Source organism: Micromonospora sp. NPDC023888, assembly GCF_040639415.1.
Classification (GTDB): domain Bacteria; phylum Actinomycetota; class Actinomycetes; order Mycobacteriales; family Micromonosporaceae; genus Micromonospora.
In genome coordinates this window covers 96712-111712 of record NZ_JBEZZW010000008.1, presented here as the reverse complement: position 1 = coordinate 111712, position 15001 = coordinate 96712, and the positions used below count along the sequence as shown (strand labels likewise).

At 73.2% G+C, this 15001-nt stretch carries 15 protein-coding genes; 5 read left to right on the top strand and 10 right to left on the bottom strand.

Annotated elements, in window-relative coordinates:
- Positions 1–95: 95 nt before the first annotated feature.
- Genes AB0F61_RS09765 through AB0F61_RS09755 form a run of 3 tightly spaced genes read right to left on the bottom strand, consistent with a single transcriptional unit; the run spans position 96 to position 2042 of the window.
- Positions 96–905, bottom strand: coding sequence for a DNA-formamidopyrimidine glycosylase family protein (locus AB0F61_RS09765; RefSeq protein ID WP_357806281.1), 810 nt, complete (start codon positions 903–905; stop codon positions 96–98).
- Between the two features lie 56 nt (positions 906–961).
- Entirely contained in the window at positions 962–1162 is a 201-nt protein-coding gene (locus AB0F61_RS09760; RefSeq protein ID WP_357806278.1) for a DUF397 domain-containing protein, read from the bottom strand.
- On the bottom strand, positions 1155–2042 hold the full coding sequence (locus AB0F61_RS09755) for a helix-turn-helix transcriptional regulator (protein WP_357806275.1): 888 nt from the start codon (positions 2040–2042) through the stop codon (positions 1155–1157). Before AB0F61_RS09755 ends, AB0F61_RS09760 begins: the two co-directional genes overlap by 8 nt.
- A 223-nt stretch (positions 2043–2265) precedes the next feature.
- On the opposite strand from AB0F61_RS09755, the gene AB0F61_RS09750 reads away from it, so the two are divergent.
- The 5 genes from AB0F61_RS09750 to rocD all read left to right on the top strand — a co-directional run bounded on the left by AB0F61_RS09750 (position 2266) and on the right by rocD (position 6163).
- Positions 2266–2436: a hypothetical protein gene (locus AB0F61_RS09750; protein ID WP_357806272.1), complete on the top strand. Its 171-nt coding sequence runs from the start codon at positions 2266–2268 to the stop codon at positions 2434–2436.
- Positions 2433–2681 carry a hypothetical protein gene (locus tag AB0F61_RS09745; protein ID WP_357806266.1) on the top strand — a complete coding sequence of 83 codons (249 nt, stop codon included), beginning with the start codon at positions 2433–2435 and terminating at the stop codon, positions 2679–2681. Before AB0F61_RS09750 ends, AB0F61_RS09745 begins: the two co-directional genes overlap by 4 nt.
- Before the next feature lie 130 nt (positions 2682–2811).
- A complete protein-coding gene (locus AB0F61_RS09740) occupies positions 2812–3693 on the top strand; it encodes a thrombospondin (RefSeq protein WP_357806262.1) in 882 nt (293 codons plus the stop codon).
- 440 nt (positions 3694–4133) lie between these two features.
- On the top strand, positions 4134–4949 hold the full coding sequence (gene ddaH, locus AB0F61_RS09735) for a dimethylargininase (protein ID WP_357806551.1): 816 nt from the start codon (positions 4134–4136) through the stop codon (positions 4947–4949).
- Positions 4949–6163, top strand: coding sequence for an ornithine--oxo-acid transaminase (rocD, locus tag AB0F61_RS09730; protein ID WP_357806548.1), 1215 nt, complete (start codon positions 4949–4951; stop codon positions 6161–6163). Before ddaH ends, rocD begins: the two co-directional genes overlap by 1 nt.
- 128 nt (positions 6164–6291) lie before the next feature.
- Here rocD and AB0F61_RS09725 read toward each other — a convergent pair whose 3' ends face one another.
- From AB0F61_RS09725 to AB0F61_RS09695, 7 genes are all read right to left on the bottom strand, one after another.
- Positions 6292–7446, bottom strand: coding sequence for an FHA domain-containing protein (locus AB0F61_RS09725; RefSeq protein ID WP_357806259.1), 1155 nt, complete (start codon positions 7444–7446; stop codon positions 6292–6294).
- Positions 7443–7736 carry a 4a-hydroxytetrahydrobiopterin dehydratase gene (locus tag AB0F61_RS09720; protein WP_357806256.1) on the bottom strand — a complete coding sequence of 98 codons (294 nt, stop codon included), beginning with the start codon at positions 7734–7736 and terminating at the stop codon, positions 7443–7445. Before AB0F61_RS09720 ends, AB0F61_RS09725 begins: the two co-directional genes overlap by 4 nt.
- Positions 7737–7900: 164 nt before the next feature.
- On the bottom strand, positions 7901–8950 hold the full coding sequence (locus AB0F61_RS09715; protein ID WP_357806253.1) for an acyl-CoA desaturase: 1050 nt from the start codon (positions 8948–8950) through the stop codon (positions 7901–7903).
- Positions 8951–9087: 137 nt separating this feature from the next.
- Complete coding sequence (locus tag AB0F61_RS09710; RefSeq protein WP_357806249.1) at positions 9088–12669, bottom strand: hypothetical protein; 3582 nt, start codon at positions 12667–12669, stop codon at positions 9088–9090.
- Between the two features lie 48 nt (positions 12670–12717).
- Positions 12718–13038 (bottom strand): divalent-cation tolerance protein CutA, encoded by a 321-nt coding sequence (gene cutA, locus AB0F61_RS09705; protein ID WP_357806246.1) that lies wholly within the window; start codon positions 13036–13038, stop codon positions 12718–12720.
- 73 nt (positions 13039–13111) lie between these two features.
- Positions 13112–14116: a 1-acyl-sn-glycerol-3-phosphate acyltransferase gene (locus AB0F61_RS09700; protein ID WP_357806244.1), complete on the bottom strand. Its 1005-nt coding sequence runs from the start codon at positions 14114–14116 to the stop codon at positions 13112–13114.
- Complete coding sequence (locus AB0F61_RS09695; protein ID WP_357806241.1) at positions 14116–14949, bottom strand: patatin-like phospholipase family protein; 834 nt, start codon at positions 14947–14949, stop codon at positions 14116–14118. Before AB0F61_RS09695 ends, AB0F61_RS09700 begins: the two co-directional genes overlap by 1 nt.
- Positions 14950–15001: the final 52 nt, after the last annotated feature.

The window sequence follows — 15001 nt, the reverse complement described above, 5'->3', positions numbered from 1 at the left end:
CCTACGCTAGCCACTGTGGACCGCCGTGGGAACGCCCTGCCCCCGGACGGCCGGATGGAGCTGCCCGAGCGACGGGCGGTGACCCGGTCGGCGGGTCAACCGGCCTGGCAGATACGGCACCAGTAGAGGTTGCGCCCGGCCAGCTCACCGCGGCTGACCTCGGTGCCGCAGACGTGGCAGGGCGCGCCGGGGCGGCGGTAGACGTACACCTCGCCACCGTGCCGGTCCACCCGGGCCGCCCGGCCCATCGCCTCCGGCAGGTGCGCGTCGCGCACGGTGTCGATCCGGCCGTGCTCGACCGCGAGCCGCATCAGCTTGACCAGGTCGGCCCAGAGCGCGTCCCAGCCGGCACGGGTCAGCCGGCGGCCGGGCATCGTCGGCGGCAGTCCGGCCCGGAACAGCGCCTCGGTCACGAAGATCAACCCGGTGCCGGCCACCACCGACTGGTCGAGCAGCAGCGCCGCGAGGGGCGTCGGGCTGCGCGCGATCCTCCGGTACGCCCGCTCCGGGTCGGCGTCGGCGCGCAGCGGATCCGGCCCGAGGCGGTCCCGCAGGGCGGCCACCTCGGGCGGGGTGATCAGCTCACAGGCGGTGGGTCCGCGCAGGTCCAGCCAGTGTCTGTCGCTGGCGAGCCGCAACCGCACCTGACCGACCGGCTCGGGCGGCTCCCCCGACCCGTCGGTGAACTTGCCGTACAACCCGAGGTGCACGTGCAGGGTCAACTCACCGGCGTAGTGGTGCAGCAGGTGCTTGCCGTACGCCTCGGTGCCCTCCAGCACGCTGCCGGAGAGCCGGGCAGCGCCGTCGGCGAAGCGACCCTGTGGGCTGGTGGCGTGCACCTTGTCCCCGGCGAACAACTCGGCGTGCCGGGCCGCCAGGCGGTGGATCGTGTGTCCCTCTGGCACGAGGCCCAAGGATAGCCAGCGCCGCCCGACCGGGTCGATCAAGGTGGATGGGACGGTCAGCCCCGGCGTTGGCTCTGGACGCCGCCTACGAACGCGGCCCAGGCGGCCGGAGCGAAGGTCAGCGCCGGACCGCTCGGGTCCTTGCTGTCGCGGACGCCCACGACGCCGGGCAGGTTGTCGGCCACCTCGACGCAGTCACCGCCGCTCCCGCCGCTGCGGGTGCTCTTGCGCCAGGTCGCACCGGCAAGGTCAGTCATGATGCTCCTCGATGATCGAAGTGATCATTTTCTCTGATTCTGCCTCACCGGAGGCGAGGGCTTCCAGGTCCGACCAGACATGTTCGTAGGCGGCCACCTCGGCCGGCTTGTCCAGATAGAGCGCCCCGGTGATGTTCTCCACGTAGACGGTGGTCGGCTCGGTGGACGCTCTGCCGAACGCCTGCGGGAAGTCCAGGAGGACGAAGGTGCCGGTCTCGCTGGCCAACGGCGGACCGGCCGCGAGCGGCAGGACCCGCAGACTCACCGTCGGCAGTGCGGCCACGTCGAGCAGGTGTCGCAACTGTTGGGCCATCGCCCGGCGGTCGGGAATGGTGCGCCGCAGCACGGCCTCGCTCAGGACGACCCGCAGGGTGGGAGCGGTGGGCAGCCGGCGCACGAGGATGCCCTGCCGTTGCAGCCGGACCTCCACCAGCTTTTCCCGATCCTCCTGGCGCATGGTCGGGTTCTTCCGGCGGAACAGCTCGCTCGCGTACTCCCGGGTTTGCAGGAGTCCGGGGATCAGTTCCGAGTCGTATCGGCGAATCAGCGTTGCCGAGGATTCCAGGCCGACGTACAGCGAGAACCACGACGGGACGACATCGCCGTACGAATGCCACCAGCCCCGGGCGCGAGTCTCCTTCGCGAGCCCGGCCACAATCTCGCCCATAGCGTCCGGCACCCGGTAGAGAGCACACATCGCCCGGGCGTCCACCACCCGCACCGGGACCAGCCCCTTCTCGATGCGCCACACCTTCTGCCGGGAGCAGTCAAGTGCTTCGGCGGCGGCGTCCAGCGACACCGAGGCATCCTCGCGGAGCTGCGTGAGCAGCCGCCCGAGCTGTCGCCGAGGCACCGTGGACCCGCTTGTTTCATCCGTCATGCAACATCACCGCATCCCTCCTGCAACACCGGATGTTTCACCCCGCACGCAATTCTTTTCCATTCCTCGTGCGTCAATACGGAATGACGTTAGGGCGGCTGTGCGGATTGCACAAGGTGGCCGGCGTGGAACATGCTGTCACGCGTTGGCGCCTCCCCGAAAACAGTGCCGGGAATAGCGTCAGCACAAGCCGGTGGACGCTATTCCTCGGAAGGACGGCGCCATGCGCGTGTCGTACAACGAATACCTCTTGGTAACCGCACTGACCCTCGCCCGCCGACACCGGCCGGTGTGGAGTTGGGTGCGCTGGCGCACCGTGTGCCGCTGCGGCGGCGACCTGCCCTGCCGGGCCCGCCACCGCATCCCGATCAACCGCGGCCACTGGCCGACATGACCGGGTGGAGACCCGGCGACCTGCTGCTGATCGGCGCGGCGTGCTCGGTGCAGTTCGCCGGCGAGCGGGCGCTGCTGCTTCGACTGGTGAGCATCGACCCGCGCCCGACCTACCAGGGATGGGTCTGGCTGACGGGCTACGTACTGGATGGCAAGGGCCTGGCCGTCGACAGGCGGGAGGTGTTCGTGCAGCAGGCCGGGGTGCGGTTGCTCCCCGCCCCGCAGGTCGGCCCGGCCCGCCGGTGACCGAGACCCACGCGTGGCGACCCCGTACCCGGGATTGGTGTCAGGAAACGCCCAGGTGGGTATTTCAGGACCGAACCGCGTGGGTGCCACCCCTTCCATCGGCCACCACGCATTTATCAGGAGGTGTGTAGTGGTCAGGATTCCTTCGCTGTCCCGCCGGTCCGAGCCGGCACCGACGCGGGACGAGAACCTCGACGGCCGCGTTGACGGCCCCGACACCCCGGTCGCCGACCGGGCCAGCACGGCCACCGACGCGGGCCGGTCCGACGACGTCGCCGGCCGACCGGTGGTCACCGACCGGGACGCCGACCAGACGACGTACCGCAGCGCCACCGCGCCCAGCGGGCAGCTCGGCGAGGCCGAGCGGCGTGCCGCCGAGCGGGCCGCGGTGGCCCGAGCCGCCACCGCCCGCCCGGTCGAGAGCGAGCCCCGCACCGGCACCGTCCGTCCGGTGGCGACCGAGCCCCGGACCGCCGCCGCCCGCCCGGTGGAGGCAGACTCGCGGACCGTCACCCCGGTCGCGACCGAGTCCCGCACCGCCCCGACCATGGCGGGCACCGCCGAGCGGGACGCCGACCTCGACAGCACCACCCGCCGGCCCGACCCGACGGACCGGGTCACCACCGACCGCCCGGTCGACCCGACCCCGGGCGAAACCACGCCCGAGCCGCCGGTGACCCGCGGCCCGAAGCCGCGCGCCAGCCTGCTCGCCACCCTCGGCCTGATCGTCTCCGTCGCCGGTGCGCTGTTCGTGCTGACCGGCACGCTCGCCGGGTACGGCATCGGGCTCGGCGCGTTCGGCGCGGTGCTCGCGGTGCTCGGCCTGATGGCCACCCGCCGCCGGCACGTCGCCGGCAAGACCGACGCGCTCTTCGGCGTGCTGATCGGGCTGGCTGCGGTGGTGATCGGAGTGCTCGCGATGACCGGGCAGTTCGACTGGCCGACCACCGACGGCGACTGGGTGCAACGCTTCCGGGAGTGGCTTGACTCACAGTTTGTCGACCGTTTCTAGCGGGCACTGTTCCGCTCGCCGGTGATGCACCGGCGAACAGCCGGCGGTTCGCCGGCAGCCCGACCACCCGGTGGTTCACCGGCCGGGCGACACCCTTTCAGGGGCGGCGGTTCGCCGCCCCTGAAGTCTTTCCGGGCCGTGGTCCACTCGGCTTCCGGAAAGTCGGGGTGTCCCGACCGCTCGAATACCGCGCTTTCCCGGAACCCGAGTCGATCACGGCCCGCGCCGCCCGGCCACGACCCGCGCACCCCGGAGCCGGGCGCGGCACGCGCTGGCACAACGAATCGCTCCTGCTGGTCCCTCAGACGCAATGAATGTTCGGTCCGCGCAACTCTCATTGGTGGATCCTGCCGCCAGGGCCGCATAGCGTTGAGCAACGGCGCCAGCCCGTGGGCCACGGTGGCCGGGCGCGCCCGACCCCTGGGAGCAGGACAATGACGATGGACGCCACCAGCCAGCGCCTGTTGATGTGCCGGCCGACGTACTTCGCCGTCGACTACGCCATCAACCCCTGGATGGACCCGAGCACACCGGTCGACACCGCGCTGGCCGTCCGGCAGTGGGAGCAGCTCCGCCAGACGTACCTCGACCTGGGCCACACCGTCGAGGAGATCACTCCGGTGCCCGGCCTGCCCGACATGGTCTTCGCCGCCAACGGCGGCACCGTGATCGACGGAAAGGCGATGGCCGTCCAGTTCCGCGACCCGCAGCGCGCCGACGAGGCGCCGGCCTACCGGGCCTGGTTCGAGGACGCGGGCTTCGAGATCCACGACCCGAAGCACGTCAACGAGGGCGAAGGCGACGTCCTGCTGGCCGGCGACCACCTGCTTGCCGGCACCGGCTTCCGCACGGCGCACGCCTCGCACGCCCAGTTGCAGGAGGTCTTCGGCTACCCGGTGATCACCATGCAGTTGGTCGACCCCCGCTTCTACCACCTGGACACCGCGCTGACCGTGCTCGACGAGCGGACCGTGGCGTACCTGCCCGAAGCGTTCTCCCCCGGCAGCCAGGCCGTGCTGCGCCGGCTCTTCCCCGACGCGGTGCACGCCACCATGGCCGACGCCGAGGTGCTGGGGCTGAACGCGGTCAGCGACGGACGGCACGTGGTGCTGCCCGCGCAGGCCACCGACCTGGCCGCCAAGCTGCGCGACCGGGGCTACGAAACCATCGGTGTCGACCTGTCCGAGCTGCGTAAGGCCGGCGGCGGACCGAAGTGCTGCACACTGCGACTCCGTCAGGGAAAGGCAAACAAGTGATCGTGGATGACATCCTGCGGACGCCGGGAGCGGTCCGGGACGCCGAACGGTGGACGGCGCACAACTACCACCCGCTGCCGGTGGTGATCTCGTCCGCGGAGGGCGCCTGGCTCACCGACGTGGACGGCAAGCGCTACCTGGACTGCCTGGCCGGCTACTCCGCGCTGAACTTCGGCCACCGGCACCCGCAGCTCATCGCCGCCGCGCACGCCCAATTGGACCGGCTGACGCTCACCAGCCGGGCGTTCATCCACGACCAGTTCGCCGACTTCTGCCGGGAGCTGGCCGAGCTGTGCGGCAAGGACCTCGTGCTGCCGATGAACACCGGGGCCGAGGCCGTGGAGACCGGGATCAAGGTGGCCCGCAAGTGGGGCTACCAGGTCAAGGGGGTCACCCCGGGCCAGGCCAACATCGTGGTCGCCGAGGGCAACTTCCACGGCCGGACCACCACCATCGTCAGCTTCTCCACCGACGAGGACGCGCGCGCCGACTTCGGGCCGTACACCCCGGGCTTCACCGTCGTGCCGTACGGCGACCTGGACGCGCTGACCGCCGCGATCGACGAGAACACAGTGGCCGTGCTGCTGGAGCCGATCCAGGGCGAGCAGGGCGTGGTGGTGCCGCCGGAGGGCTACCTGCCGGGCGTACGCCAGGTCTGCACCGAGCGCGACGTGCTCTTCATCGCCGACGAGATCCAGTCCGGTCTGGGGCGTACCGGCGCGACCTTCGCCTGCGACCACGAGGGCGTCGTGCCGGACATGTACCTGCTCGGCAAGGCGCTCGGCGGGGGCATCGTGCCGGTCTCCGCGGTGGCCGCGAACGCCGACGTGCTCGGCGTGCTCAAGCCCGGCCAGCACGGCTCCACCTTCGGCGGCAACCCCCTCGCCTGCGCGGTCGCGATCGAGGTGGTCCGGTTGCTCGCCACCGGCGAGTTCCAGCGCCGCTCCGCCGAGCTGGGCGAGCGGCTGCGGGCCGGCCTGGAAGGGCTGGTCGGCAAGGGCCTGGTCGGGGTACGCGTCCGCGGCCTGTGGGCCGGTCTGGACATCGACCCGGCGCTGATGAGCGGGCGGGAGGCGTGCGAGCGGCTCGCCGAGCGCGGCGTGCTCGCCAAGGACACCCACGGCTCCACCATCCGGCTCGCCCCACCGCTGGTGATCACCGAGGAGGAGATCGACCTGGCGGTGACCACGCTCGCCGAGGTGCTGGCCGGCTGACGGACCGCGCCGGTCAAGATCCGCGCAACTACAGGGAAAGTGCTGCCTCACATGCGCGTGAGGCAGCACTTTCCCTGTTCCTGCTCGAATCTCGGGGCGAGGCCGGGCGGAGGGCAAGGCGGGACGGGTCAGGGGCGTGGGAGCCGCATGGCCATCGTCGGGGCCTCGGCCATCACCGAGGTGGGAGTGAACGGGGCGCCGGTCGGCAACTCCTCGGCACGGCCGATCTGCACCCCGGGGTACAGCTCCACCATGTCATTCTCGCCGAGCACCCGGGACTGCTGCGGGGCCAGCGGAATCCGGTCCGACTCGGTCATCGAGCCGGACGGACGGATGCCGGAACCGTTGGTGCTGATGTCGGTCACGATGACCTCGCCCACCCGCAGCTCGAACTGGACGTGACCGCGGCTGATCCACCGCCGGGCCTCGTCGTTGAGCCACTGCCCGAGCATGATCCCGCCGTCCTGCTCGGGAGCCCGACCGGCCACCACCGGCTGCTCCTCGCTGAGCACGAACCGCCGCCGGACCAGGCCACCGACGCGCACCGCGAGCACCTCGGTACGCGGCCGTGGACCGCCGTCGCCGAGGCGCACCCCGTGTCGGGGGCAGGTCGGCACCCCGTTGCGCAGCGCGGGTGGCGGCTGCGCGGCCGGGCTGCGATCCGCACCCCCGGCCAGGTCGGCGAACGCGCCGCCCCCACCACCGCCGCCGAACAGCGCGCACCCCGACTCCGGGCAGCGCCACTGCCGGGCCAGCAGCTTGGCCCCGGTCGGCGAGCGCTTGCCGGCGACCGGCGCGTGCCCGCCGCCCACATGCGCGATGAACGCCGGCCCGCCGGCGCCCGGCACCGGGGCCACCACCCGACCGGGCTGCTCGACGAGCCACGGGAACCGCCCGCGCAACCCGTCGAAGCGGACCCGACTGAGCACCGGCAACCCCAGCAGGTCGGCGACCTCCAACATCCGGTCCCCCGGATTGTCGAGCACCTCGACGAGCCCGTCGTCGGCCCAGCGGCGCACCACCATCCGCTCGTTGGACGTCAGGTCGGCGTCGGAGAGCAGCGCCCGGTGCACCACCGCGTAGACCTGGACGCTGTCCTCCTCCAACTCACGGGAGAGCGCGTCGATGACCATGCCGAGGCGCAGCAGGCTGGCCGGCCGACCGCCGTCGATGTCCTGGTAGCGGATCACCTCGGCCAGGTCGAGCACCGCTCGGGCCAGCGACGGGTCCGTGCAGACCCGACCCTCGATGGCATCCAGAACCTTGCTGATCTCGAATCTCATGCCGCACTCCGGACGATGTCGTCAATCCGCCGGGCCAGCTCGATGTCCCGGTGGGTGACCCCACCGGCCGAGTGCGTGACACAGCGGAAGGTCAGGGTCCGCCATCGGATGTCGATGTCGGGATGGTGGTCGAGCTCCTCGGCCACCGTCGCCACCCGGTCCACCACAGCGATGGCCGCCGGGAAACTGCCGAGCTCGGCCGTACGACCGATGCCGGTCGGGTCACCCGACCAGTCGGGCAACCGGCCCAGCTCTTCTCGCACCGCGTCCGCGGTGAGCAGGTCTGCCATGACCAGACCCTACCGGTGGCGCGCCCGACGAGCCGGACACGCCACCGTGCCACCGGCTCCACCCGAGGCCAGCGAGCAACCTGTCCAGACACGGCGGTGGGGCGGCATCACCAGATGCCGCCCCACCGATCAGTATCGCGTCAGCCGCTCAGCGGCCGTGCTGTTCAGCCGCGCAGCGGCCGACCCACCTCGTGCAGGTGACCGAGCGCCTGCCGGTACGACTCGACCAGCCCGGTCTCGGCGTACGGGATGCCCTGCTCGACGCAGTAGGCGCGCACGATCGGCTGGGCCCGGCGCAGGTTGGCCCGGGGCATGTTCGGGAAGAGGTGGTGCTCGATCTGGTAGTTGAGCCCGCCGAGCGTGGTGTCCACCAGTCGGCTGCCCCGCACGTTGCGGGACGTCAGCACCTGCTTACGCAGGAAGTCCAGCTCGTCCTCGGCGGTCGGCATCGGCATGCCCTTGTGGTTCGGCGCGAACGCGCAGCCCATGTAGAGGCCCCACAGCGCCTGGTGCACGACCGCGAAGAGCAGCGCCTTGACCGGGGACATGACCGCCAACAGCAGCGCCACGTAGCCGACGGTGTGCGCGACGAGCAGCGCCGCCTCGACCGCCCGGTGCCGCATCGGGACGGCGTATTTGCCGTCCTCCCGGCCGACGATCGCCTTGATGCTCGCCGCGTGCAGGCTCAGACCCTCCAGCAGCAGCATCGGGAAGAAGAAGTACGCCTGCCGCTGAGCCATCCAACGGCCGAACCCCCGGGTCTCCAGGGCCTGCTCGGGCGTCCACACCAGGGCACCCGCGCCGACGTCCGGGTCCTCGTCCTCGTGGTTCGGGTTGGCGTGGTGCCGGTTGTGCTTGTCGACCCACCAGCCGTAGCTGATCCCCACCGCCACGTTGCCGGCGAACAGCCCCACCAGCTCGCTGGGGCCACGACGTCGGAACATCTGACGGTGACCGGCGTCGTGCCCGAGGAACGCGACCTGGGTGGTGGCCAGCGCCATCAACGCCGCGAGCGGCAACTGCCACCACGAGTCGCCGAGCAGGAACACGGCGACCCAGCCGGCCACGAACGCGCCGAGGGTGAGCGTGATGCGGGTGACGTACCAGCCGGGGCGCCGCTCCAGCAGGCCCGCCTGGCTGATCCTCCGGGACAACTGTGCGTAGTCACTGCCTCGCCGTCGTACCGGCGGTTCCGCCACCGCTCCGAGCGCCATTGCTGCTCCCGATCCGCTTGTGCCTGAACCGGGGCGGTTCGGGCTTATCGTCAAGTCTCCCGTCAAGCAGTAGCGCTGAGTAACCCTGACAACCCCCGAATCGGGGGTAGGGCGAGCACTACCCCCGATGGTTCGGCTCAGCCCAGCCGGGCCACCGTGGCCCGCAACCGAGCCAGGTCACGCCGCCGCCGCTCGTAGGTCGCGGCCAGCCCGACCAGCGCCAGCCCACCCACACCGAGGTAGATCCACCGGGGCAGCAGGTCCCAACCCCGGGCCACCTCGTGCAACGCCAACAGCGCCAGCACGCCCCCGCCGAGCAGCACCGGCGCCTGCCATCGACGGGTGGCGCCGACAAGCACCGCGCCCAGGGCCGCCGCGCCGAGGAACAGTCGCCGCCACGGCTGCGGGTCCGCCCCGGCCAACACCGACACGAGACTCGGCAGCAGCGCCGCGACAAGCCCCGGGCCGAGGGCCGGCCAGCTCGTCAACCCCGGCCGGGTACGCAGCGCCAGCAGACCCGCGCCGAGGGCCAGCGCCGAGGCCGGCAGGGTGTACGCCTCCAACACCGTCACGCCGCCGGCGACCAGCAGCACCCACGCCCCGAGCAACTCGCTGCCGGCGGCGATGCCGGCGAACGCCCACCGTCGGCCGGCCGGCTCACCCCGGCGCAGCAGCCGCAGCGCCACGGCCACGCCCCAGAGCACGCAGACGGTGGCGAGGTGCCGCGCCACCTCGACGGCGAGCACCGCCGCCACCAGCGCCACCGCCTGCGCGGCAGCGTCAAGCACCCGCCCGACCCGCTCCCGCCGCGACGCCACCGTGGCGACGGCCAGCACCAGCGCGGCCACCCCCAGCAGCGGGTACGCCGCCGCCCGCAGCGGCAGCCCTCCGGCGAGCGGGGCGGTCACCGCCAGCGCGGACGCCGCCCCCACCGCCGCCAGGCATCCCGTGACCCGCACCTCGACCACGCGCGCCCCGACGGCGACGACAACCGCCGCCACCAGCAGCGCTCCCTGCGCGGCGAGCGTCCCGGCTCGGGTCGCCAGCAGCCCCGCCACACCGGAGGCGGTGAGCACCGCCCCCACCGGTACGACGACCGGTGCGAGCGCCGGGCGCGTGGCAAGCGCCGCGAGCAGCAGCGCGGCCAACCCGGCGAGCAGGACAGCCGCCGGCAGCACCGGCCACGGTGTGCCGACCGCGAGGAGCAGCACCGGCAGGGCGACCGCGACGAACGGCAGCGCGGGCAACACCCGTGGGCGGAACCCTCGACCGGCCAGCACGACGGCCACCGCCAGCACGGCCAGCGCCAACCCGCGAGGGAGCGCCACCGGGTCGGCGACGATCGTGGGCACACCCGACCACACCCGACCCCGACCGCCGTACGGCGACACGAACGCGGTAAGCACCGTCGGCAGGGCCGCCAGGACCGCTACCGCCGCCAGCCCGCCCCCCGCCGCCACCAGCACGCCCCGCCGGGCAGGCCCCCGGTCGCCGGTGACCGGCCGCTCCCGCCGGGCAGGCTCCCGGTCGCCGGTCGCCGGCCGGTCCCACCGGGCGACGAGCGCGACGCCCAGCGCCGCCAGCGCGGCGTACAGCGCAGGTGGCTCGTTCCCCGCCACGACCAGCGGCGTGAGTCCGGGCACGGTCACCGCGACCACGGCACCGGTCACCGCGTACCCGGTCAGCTCCATCCGGTGCCGACGCGCCGCGAGCACCGCGACCAGCGGCAGCCCGGCGGCGACAAGTGCCAGCCGCGCCTGCCACCACTGGGGCGCGCCCGCGGCGAACAGCGCCACCGCGGCGACCCCGGGCAACGCGAGCTGCCCGACAAGCAGCCCCACACCGGCTACCGGCCGGTACGGCCCGACGCCCCGTCGTGCGGCAAGTGCCAGCCCGACCACGGCGGTGCTGCCGAGCGCCACCAGGGCGCCGGTCGGGGTGGCCAGGGCGACAAGCAACCCGTGCCCGAGCAGCACTGCGCCACCGAGCGCGCGGGTGAGCAGCGAGGCAGGTTGGGTCGCCGGGCGGGCCAACACGGCGACCAGCAGCGCGACCCCGCCGACCAGGTCGACGGCCACCACCGCCGGCCAGGGGGCCGCCCAGCCGGCGGGCAGGGCCAACAGCACCGCCACCGCGCCGGGCACGGCGAGCACCGCTCGCACCCGCCGGGGCAGCAGCAGCACCGTCGCACCGAGCGCCAACGCCGCGGCTGGCGCCAACTGCCAACCCCAGTCCAGGTCGGGCCCCGTCCCGGCCCCGCGCCACGGCGGCAGCGAGCGACCCACCGCCGCGACCGCGAGCACGGCGGTGATCAGCGCGGCCACCTGGGCCGTACCGGCCGCGACCAGCAGCGCACCGGCGCGCGGGCCGGTGCGCCAACCCCCGGCACCCACCACCCCCGACCCGACCACCGCGGAAAGCTGCCGCCCGGACGCCGCCGGCCCGGCCGAGCCCGGCGACTCCCGCACCGGGACCTCCGCCCCGGAGGCCATCCCCGGCGACTCCCGCACCGGCAGCCCTGGCCCCACCGCGCCAGGCAGCAGCCGCACCGCCCCGGCCAGCAGGAGGGCCACCGCCGCCGCCGCGATCAGCAGCAGTGCTGGCCGCAGCTCGACCACGGGGCGCAGCAGTGCGGCGGCGAGCACCGGCACCAGCAACCCGGCGGCCACCGCCCGCAGCGCCGGTCCGCCGACCAACCAGGCCGCAGCGAGCCCGGTCAGCGCGACAAGCAACAGCGGCAACCCGGCCAGCAGCGGCGAGCTCGCCGCCCGCCCCAGGACCAGCGGAACCAGGGCGCAACTCGCGGCACCGACGAGCGCGCTCACGTGACCGACTGCCGTCACCACCCGGCCGACCAGCGGCGCCACGCCGTCCCGGCCGCGCAGCACGACCAGCACGGCCAAGTCCAGCAGCGCCACGGCGAGCAGGGCCAGCGCCCATCCGGCCGCATCCGGCTCGGCCGCGACGGCGAGCAGCGGCACCACCGGCTGGGCGGCCAGCAGGGCGGCGAACCACGGCCCGGTCAACCCGCTCCACCTGCCGTACGCCACGGCGACCGCCGCGCTGGCCCCCCCGACCAGCGCGGCGTACCGGCTGCCGGGCCAGCCGGCCACCCCGGCCAGGTCCACCGACCAGGCCGCGTAACCGTCAAGCACCACCAACAGCAACCCGACCGCGGCGAACGTCTCCGCCGTGCCGCGCAGCCCCCGCCGCACGGCCAGCAGCGGTACGGCCAGCATCAGCGCGGTGAACGCGGCCAGGATCGACGCCCGCCCACCGACCCCCACCGCCGCCCAGGCCACCGCCGTGAACACCACCGCCGCGGTGCCCAGCAGCAGTCCACCGAGGACGAACAGCAGTCCCTGGACCGTCCGGGTGGACGTCTCCGCCGCACCCGGTGCCGCATCCGCCGTGACACCTGGGCCGCCGGCCGGCACCGGCCCGACCGGCACGGGACGCGCCGGCGCGGAGGCGGCCAACCCCGCGCGGACGACCGCCGCCAGCTCGGCCCGCCGCCGCGACGTGGCCGACAGACGTCCAGCCAGCTCGGTGTACGTGCGACGGGCGCGCTCCACCTCCGGCTCAAGCCGGGCGACCTCCCGGCCCAACCGGAACACCTCGGCGGCGATCGGATCGGGCGCACGCCGGCAGCCGGCGCAGCCGGTGCTCAGGTCGGCCGGTGCACCACAGGCTGGGCAGGGATAGCGGGTGTCATCCACCCGGCCATCATCGGCAGCCGACCCGGGCGCAACCCAGAGTCCGCGTACTCAGGGTCGAGTGTGCTCGTACACCCAGGTCGCGTACGCGGGATGGCCGCTGTCCACAGTGGACACCAGGATCTCCGGCACCTCGTACGGATGGCTGACCCGGATCTGGTCCACCAACGCGGCCAACCGGTCCGGTGCGGTCTTGAACTGCACCGACCACTCGGAGCTGGTCTCCACTCCGGACCGCCACCAGTAGGTGCTGTCCACCTGACCGCCCACCTGTGCACAGGCGGCGAGCCGGCCGGCAACGGCCGCGGCCGCCAGCACGTCGGCAACCGAACGCGCATCCACCACCGTCGTCACCACGCAGATCTGATCCACGCCCGCACCCTACGCGGCACCATCCCTTCGAGCCGGCTTTTCGCCCGCGACCGCGAGGCCGCGCTACGCACGCTCATCGATTGGCCGCGATCCACTCGTCGATCCGCGCCCACCAGTCGAACAGCCAGTCGATGCGTTGCTGCCGTCCGACCGGCACGTCCTCCGGTGGCACCGACCAGAACCGCATCACGATCTGCTTGTCCATCGGCAGCTCCCGCCACACGTCGGCGACGGTCAGCATCCGGTCCAGTCCGGTGTGGGCGACGAAGATGACCCCGGCGTCCGGGGCGGCGTCCAGCGCGGCGAGCATCCCGCCGGGCTGCGGGGCGAGGACGTGGCGCATCCGCTCGGCGCGCAGGGCCATCCGTTCCAGGCCGAGGGAACGCAGCCGGGCGATGGCGCGCAGTCGTCGCTTGGGGGTGAAGTTGCCGCCCTCGGGAAAGATGACGAACGCGTCGTTGTCGTCCAGGCCGGCGGCCAGGTGCCCGACCTGGCGTACCGTCTCCTCGCCGCGCTCCGGCGTCGGCGCGATGAAGCGGTTGGGCAGCCGGTTGAGCAGCACGTCGATCGCCGGGTCCCACTGGAGGCTGTCCTTCAGGACGATCCGTGGCTCCCGGTTGAACCAGTTGACCAGGCCGTGGATGAGGATGAACGAGTCGCCCGGCCCGGCGTGCCGGCAGAGCACCAGCTCGGGCCGGCCGGGCAGCGCGGTGTCCGGGTCGGTGCCCACCACGTCGATCCGCAACCGCAGAGTCCATCGGGCCTGCCAGAACAGCACCCGCAGGAACCAGCCGGCCAGCACGTAGTGTGCGCGCTGGAAGGCCGGGGACCGGACCCGCCAGCCGAAGCCGGAGACGACCCAGAGCACGAAGAGCGCGAGCAGCGCGGCGGCGTTCCAGACCAGGTAGACGCAACCGATCCAGAGCAGCCGCAGCGGGCGCAACCGACCCGGGACCAGCGGTGACGCGGCCGCGGCGAGGAGCGCCCAGACCGGCAACGTGGTGACCACGACGAAGGCGAGCAGCACCACGGCGGGGGCGAACAGCAACCGGCGTAGCCACCTGGGGGGCAGCGGCATCACCGCTCCGCGTGGGTGGCGAGGTAGCGCCGGGAGGCGGTGTACGCCCGGCTGATCCGCCGCCCCACCGCCGCCATGTCCCGGTACGCCCACGGGGTGTCGTCCCGTGGGTTCAGCCCCCCGGTCGGCAGGACGTGCACCTCCACCCCCTCGGGCAGCGCGGCCATCTCCCGGAAGAAGCGGTGCCGGCGGGAGATCTCGAACGCGACCTGCGCGATCTCCCACGGTCGTCGGGGCGGCGTCAGCTCGCGTTCGATCCGACCCACCTGCAGGACGTAGATCCGGCGGGCACCGACGGCCACCGCCTCGCCGATCGGGATGGAGTTGACGATCCCGCCGTCCACGTAGTGCGCGCCGTTGATCTCCATGGGCGGGAGCAGGCCCGGCACCGAGGCCGACGCCATCACCGCCGGCACCACCGGACCGCTGTCGAACCAGTGCTCGGCGGCCCGCTCGATGTGCGCGGCGCAGCAGCGGAACGGCACCCGCAGCTCGGCGAAGGTGGTGTCCTCCCCCAGCTCGGTCTCCAGCAGGCGGCGCAGCGGCCGGGGTGAGTGCAGGTGCGTACGGGCGGCGAAGCGACGCAACTGCCGGGCCACCGAGTCGCCGTACACCTCACTCGCCTCCGGGGAGGCCCAGAGCCGGACCAGCCGGTCGGTCACCGCCTCCGACGGGTCGGCGGCGACAAGCGCGCCGTTCACCGCGCCGATCGATGTGCCGAGCACCATGTCGGGCTGGATGCCGGCGCGGAACAACGCGCGCAGCATGCCCACCTCGACCGCACCGAGCACTCCCCCGCCGCCGAGCACGAACGCCACAGGTCCCGCCGCCATGCCCCTCATCCTGGCACGGGCCCGCAGCCGACCGGCCGGCCGCCGTCGTCGG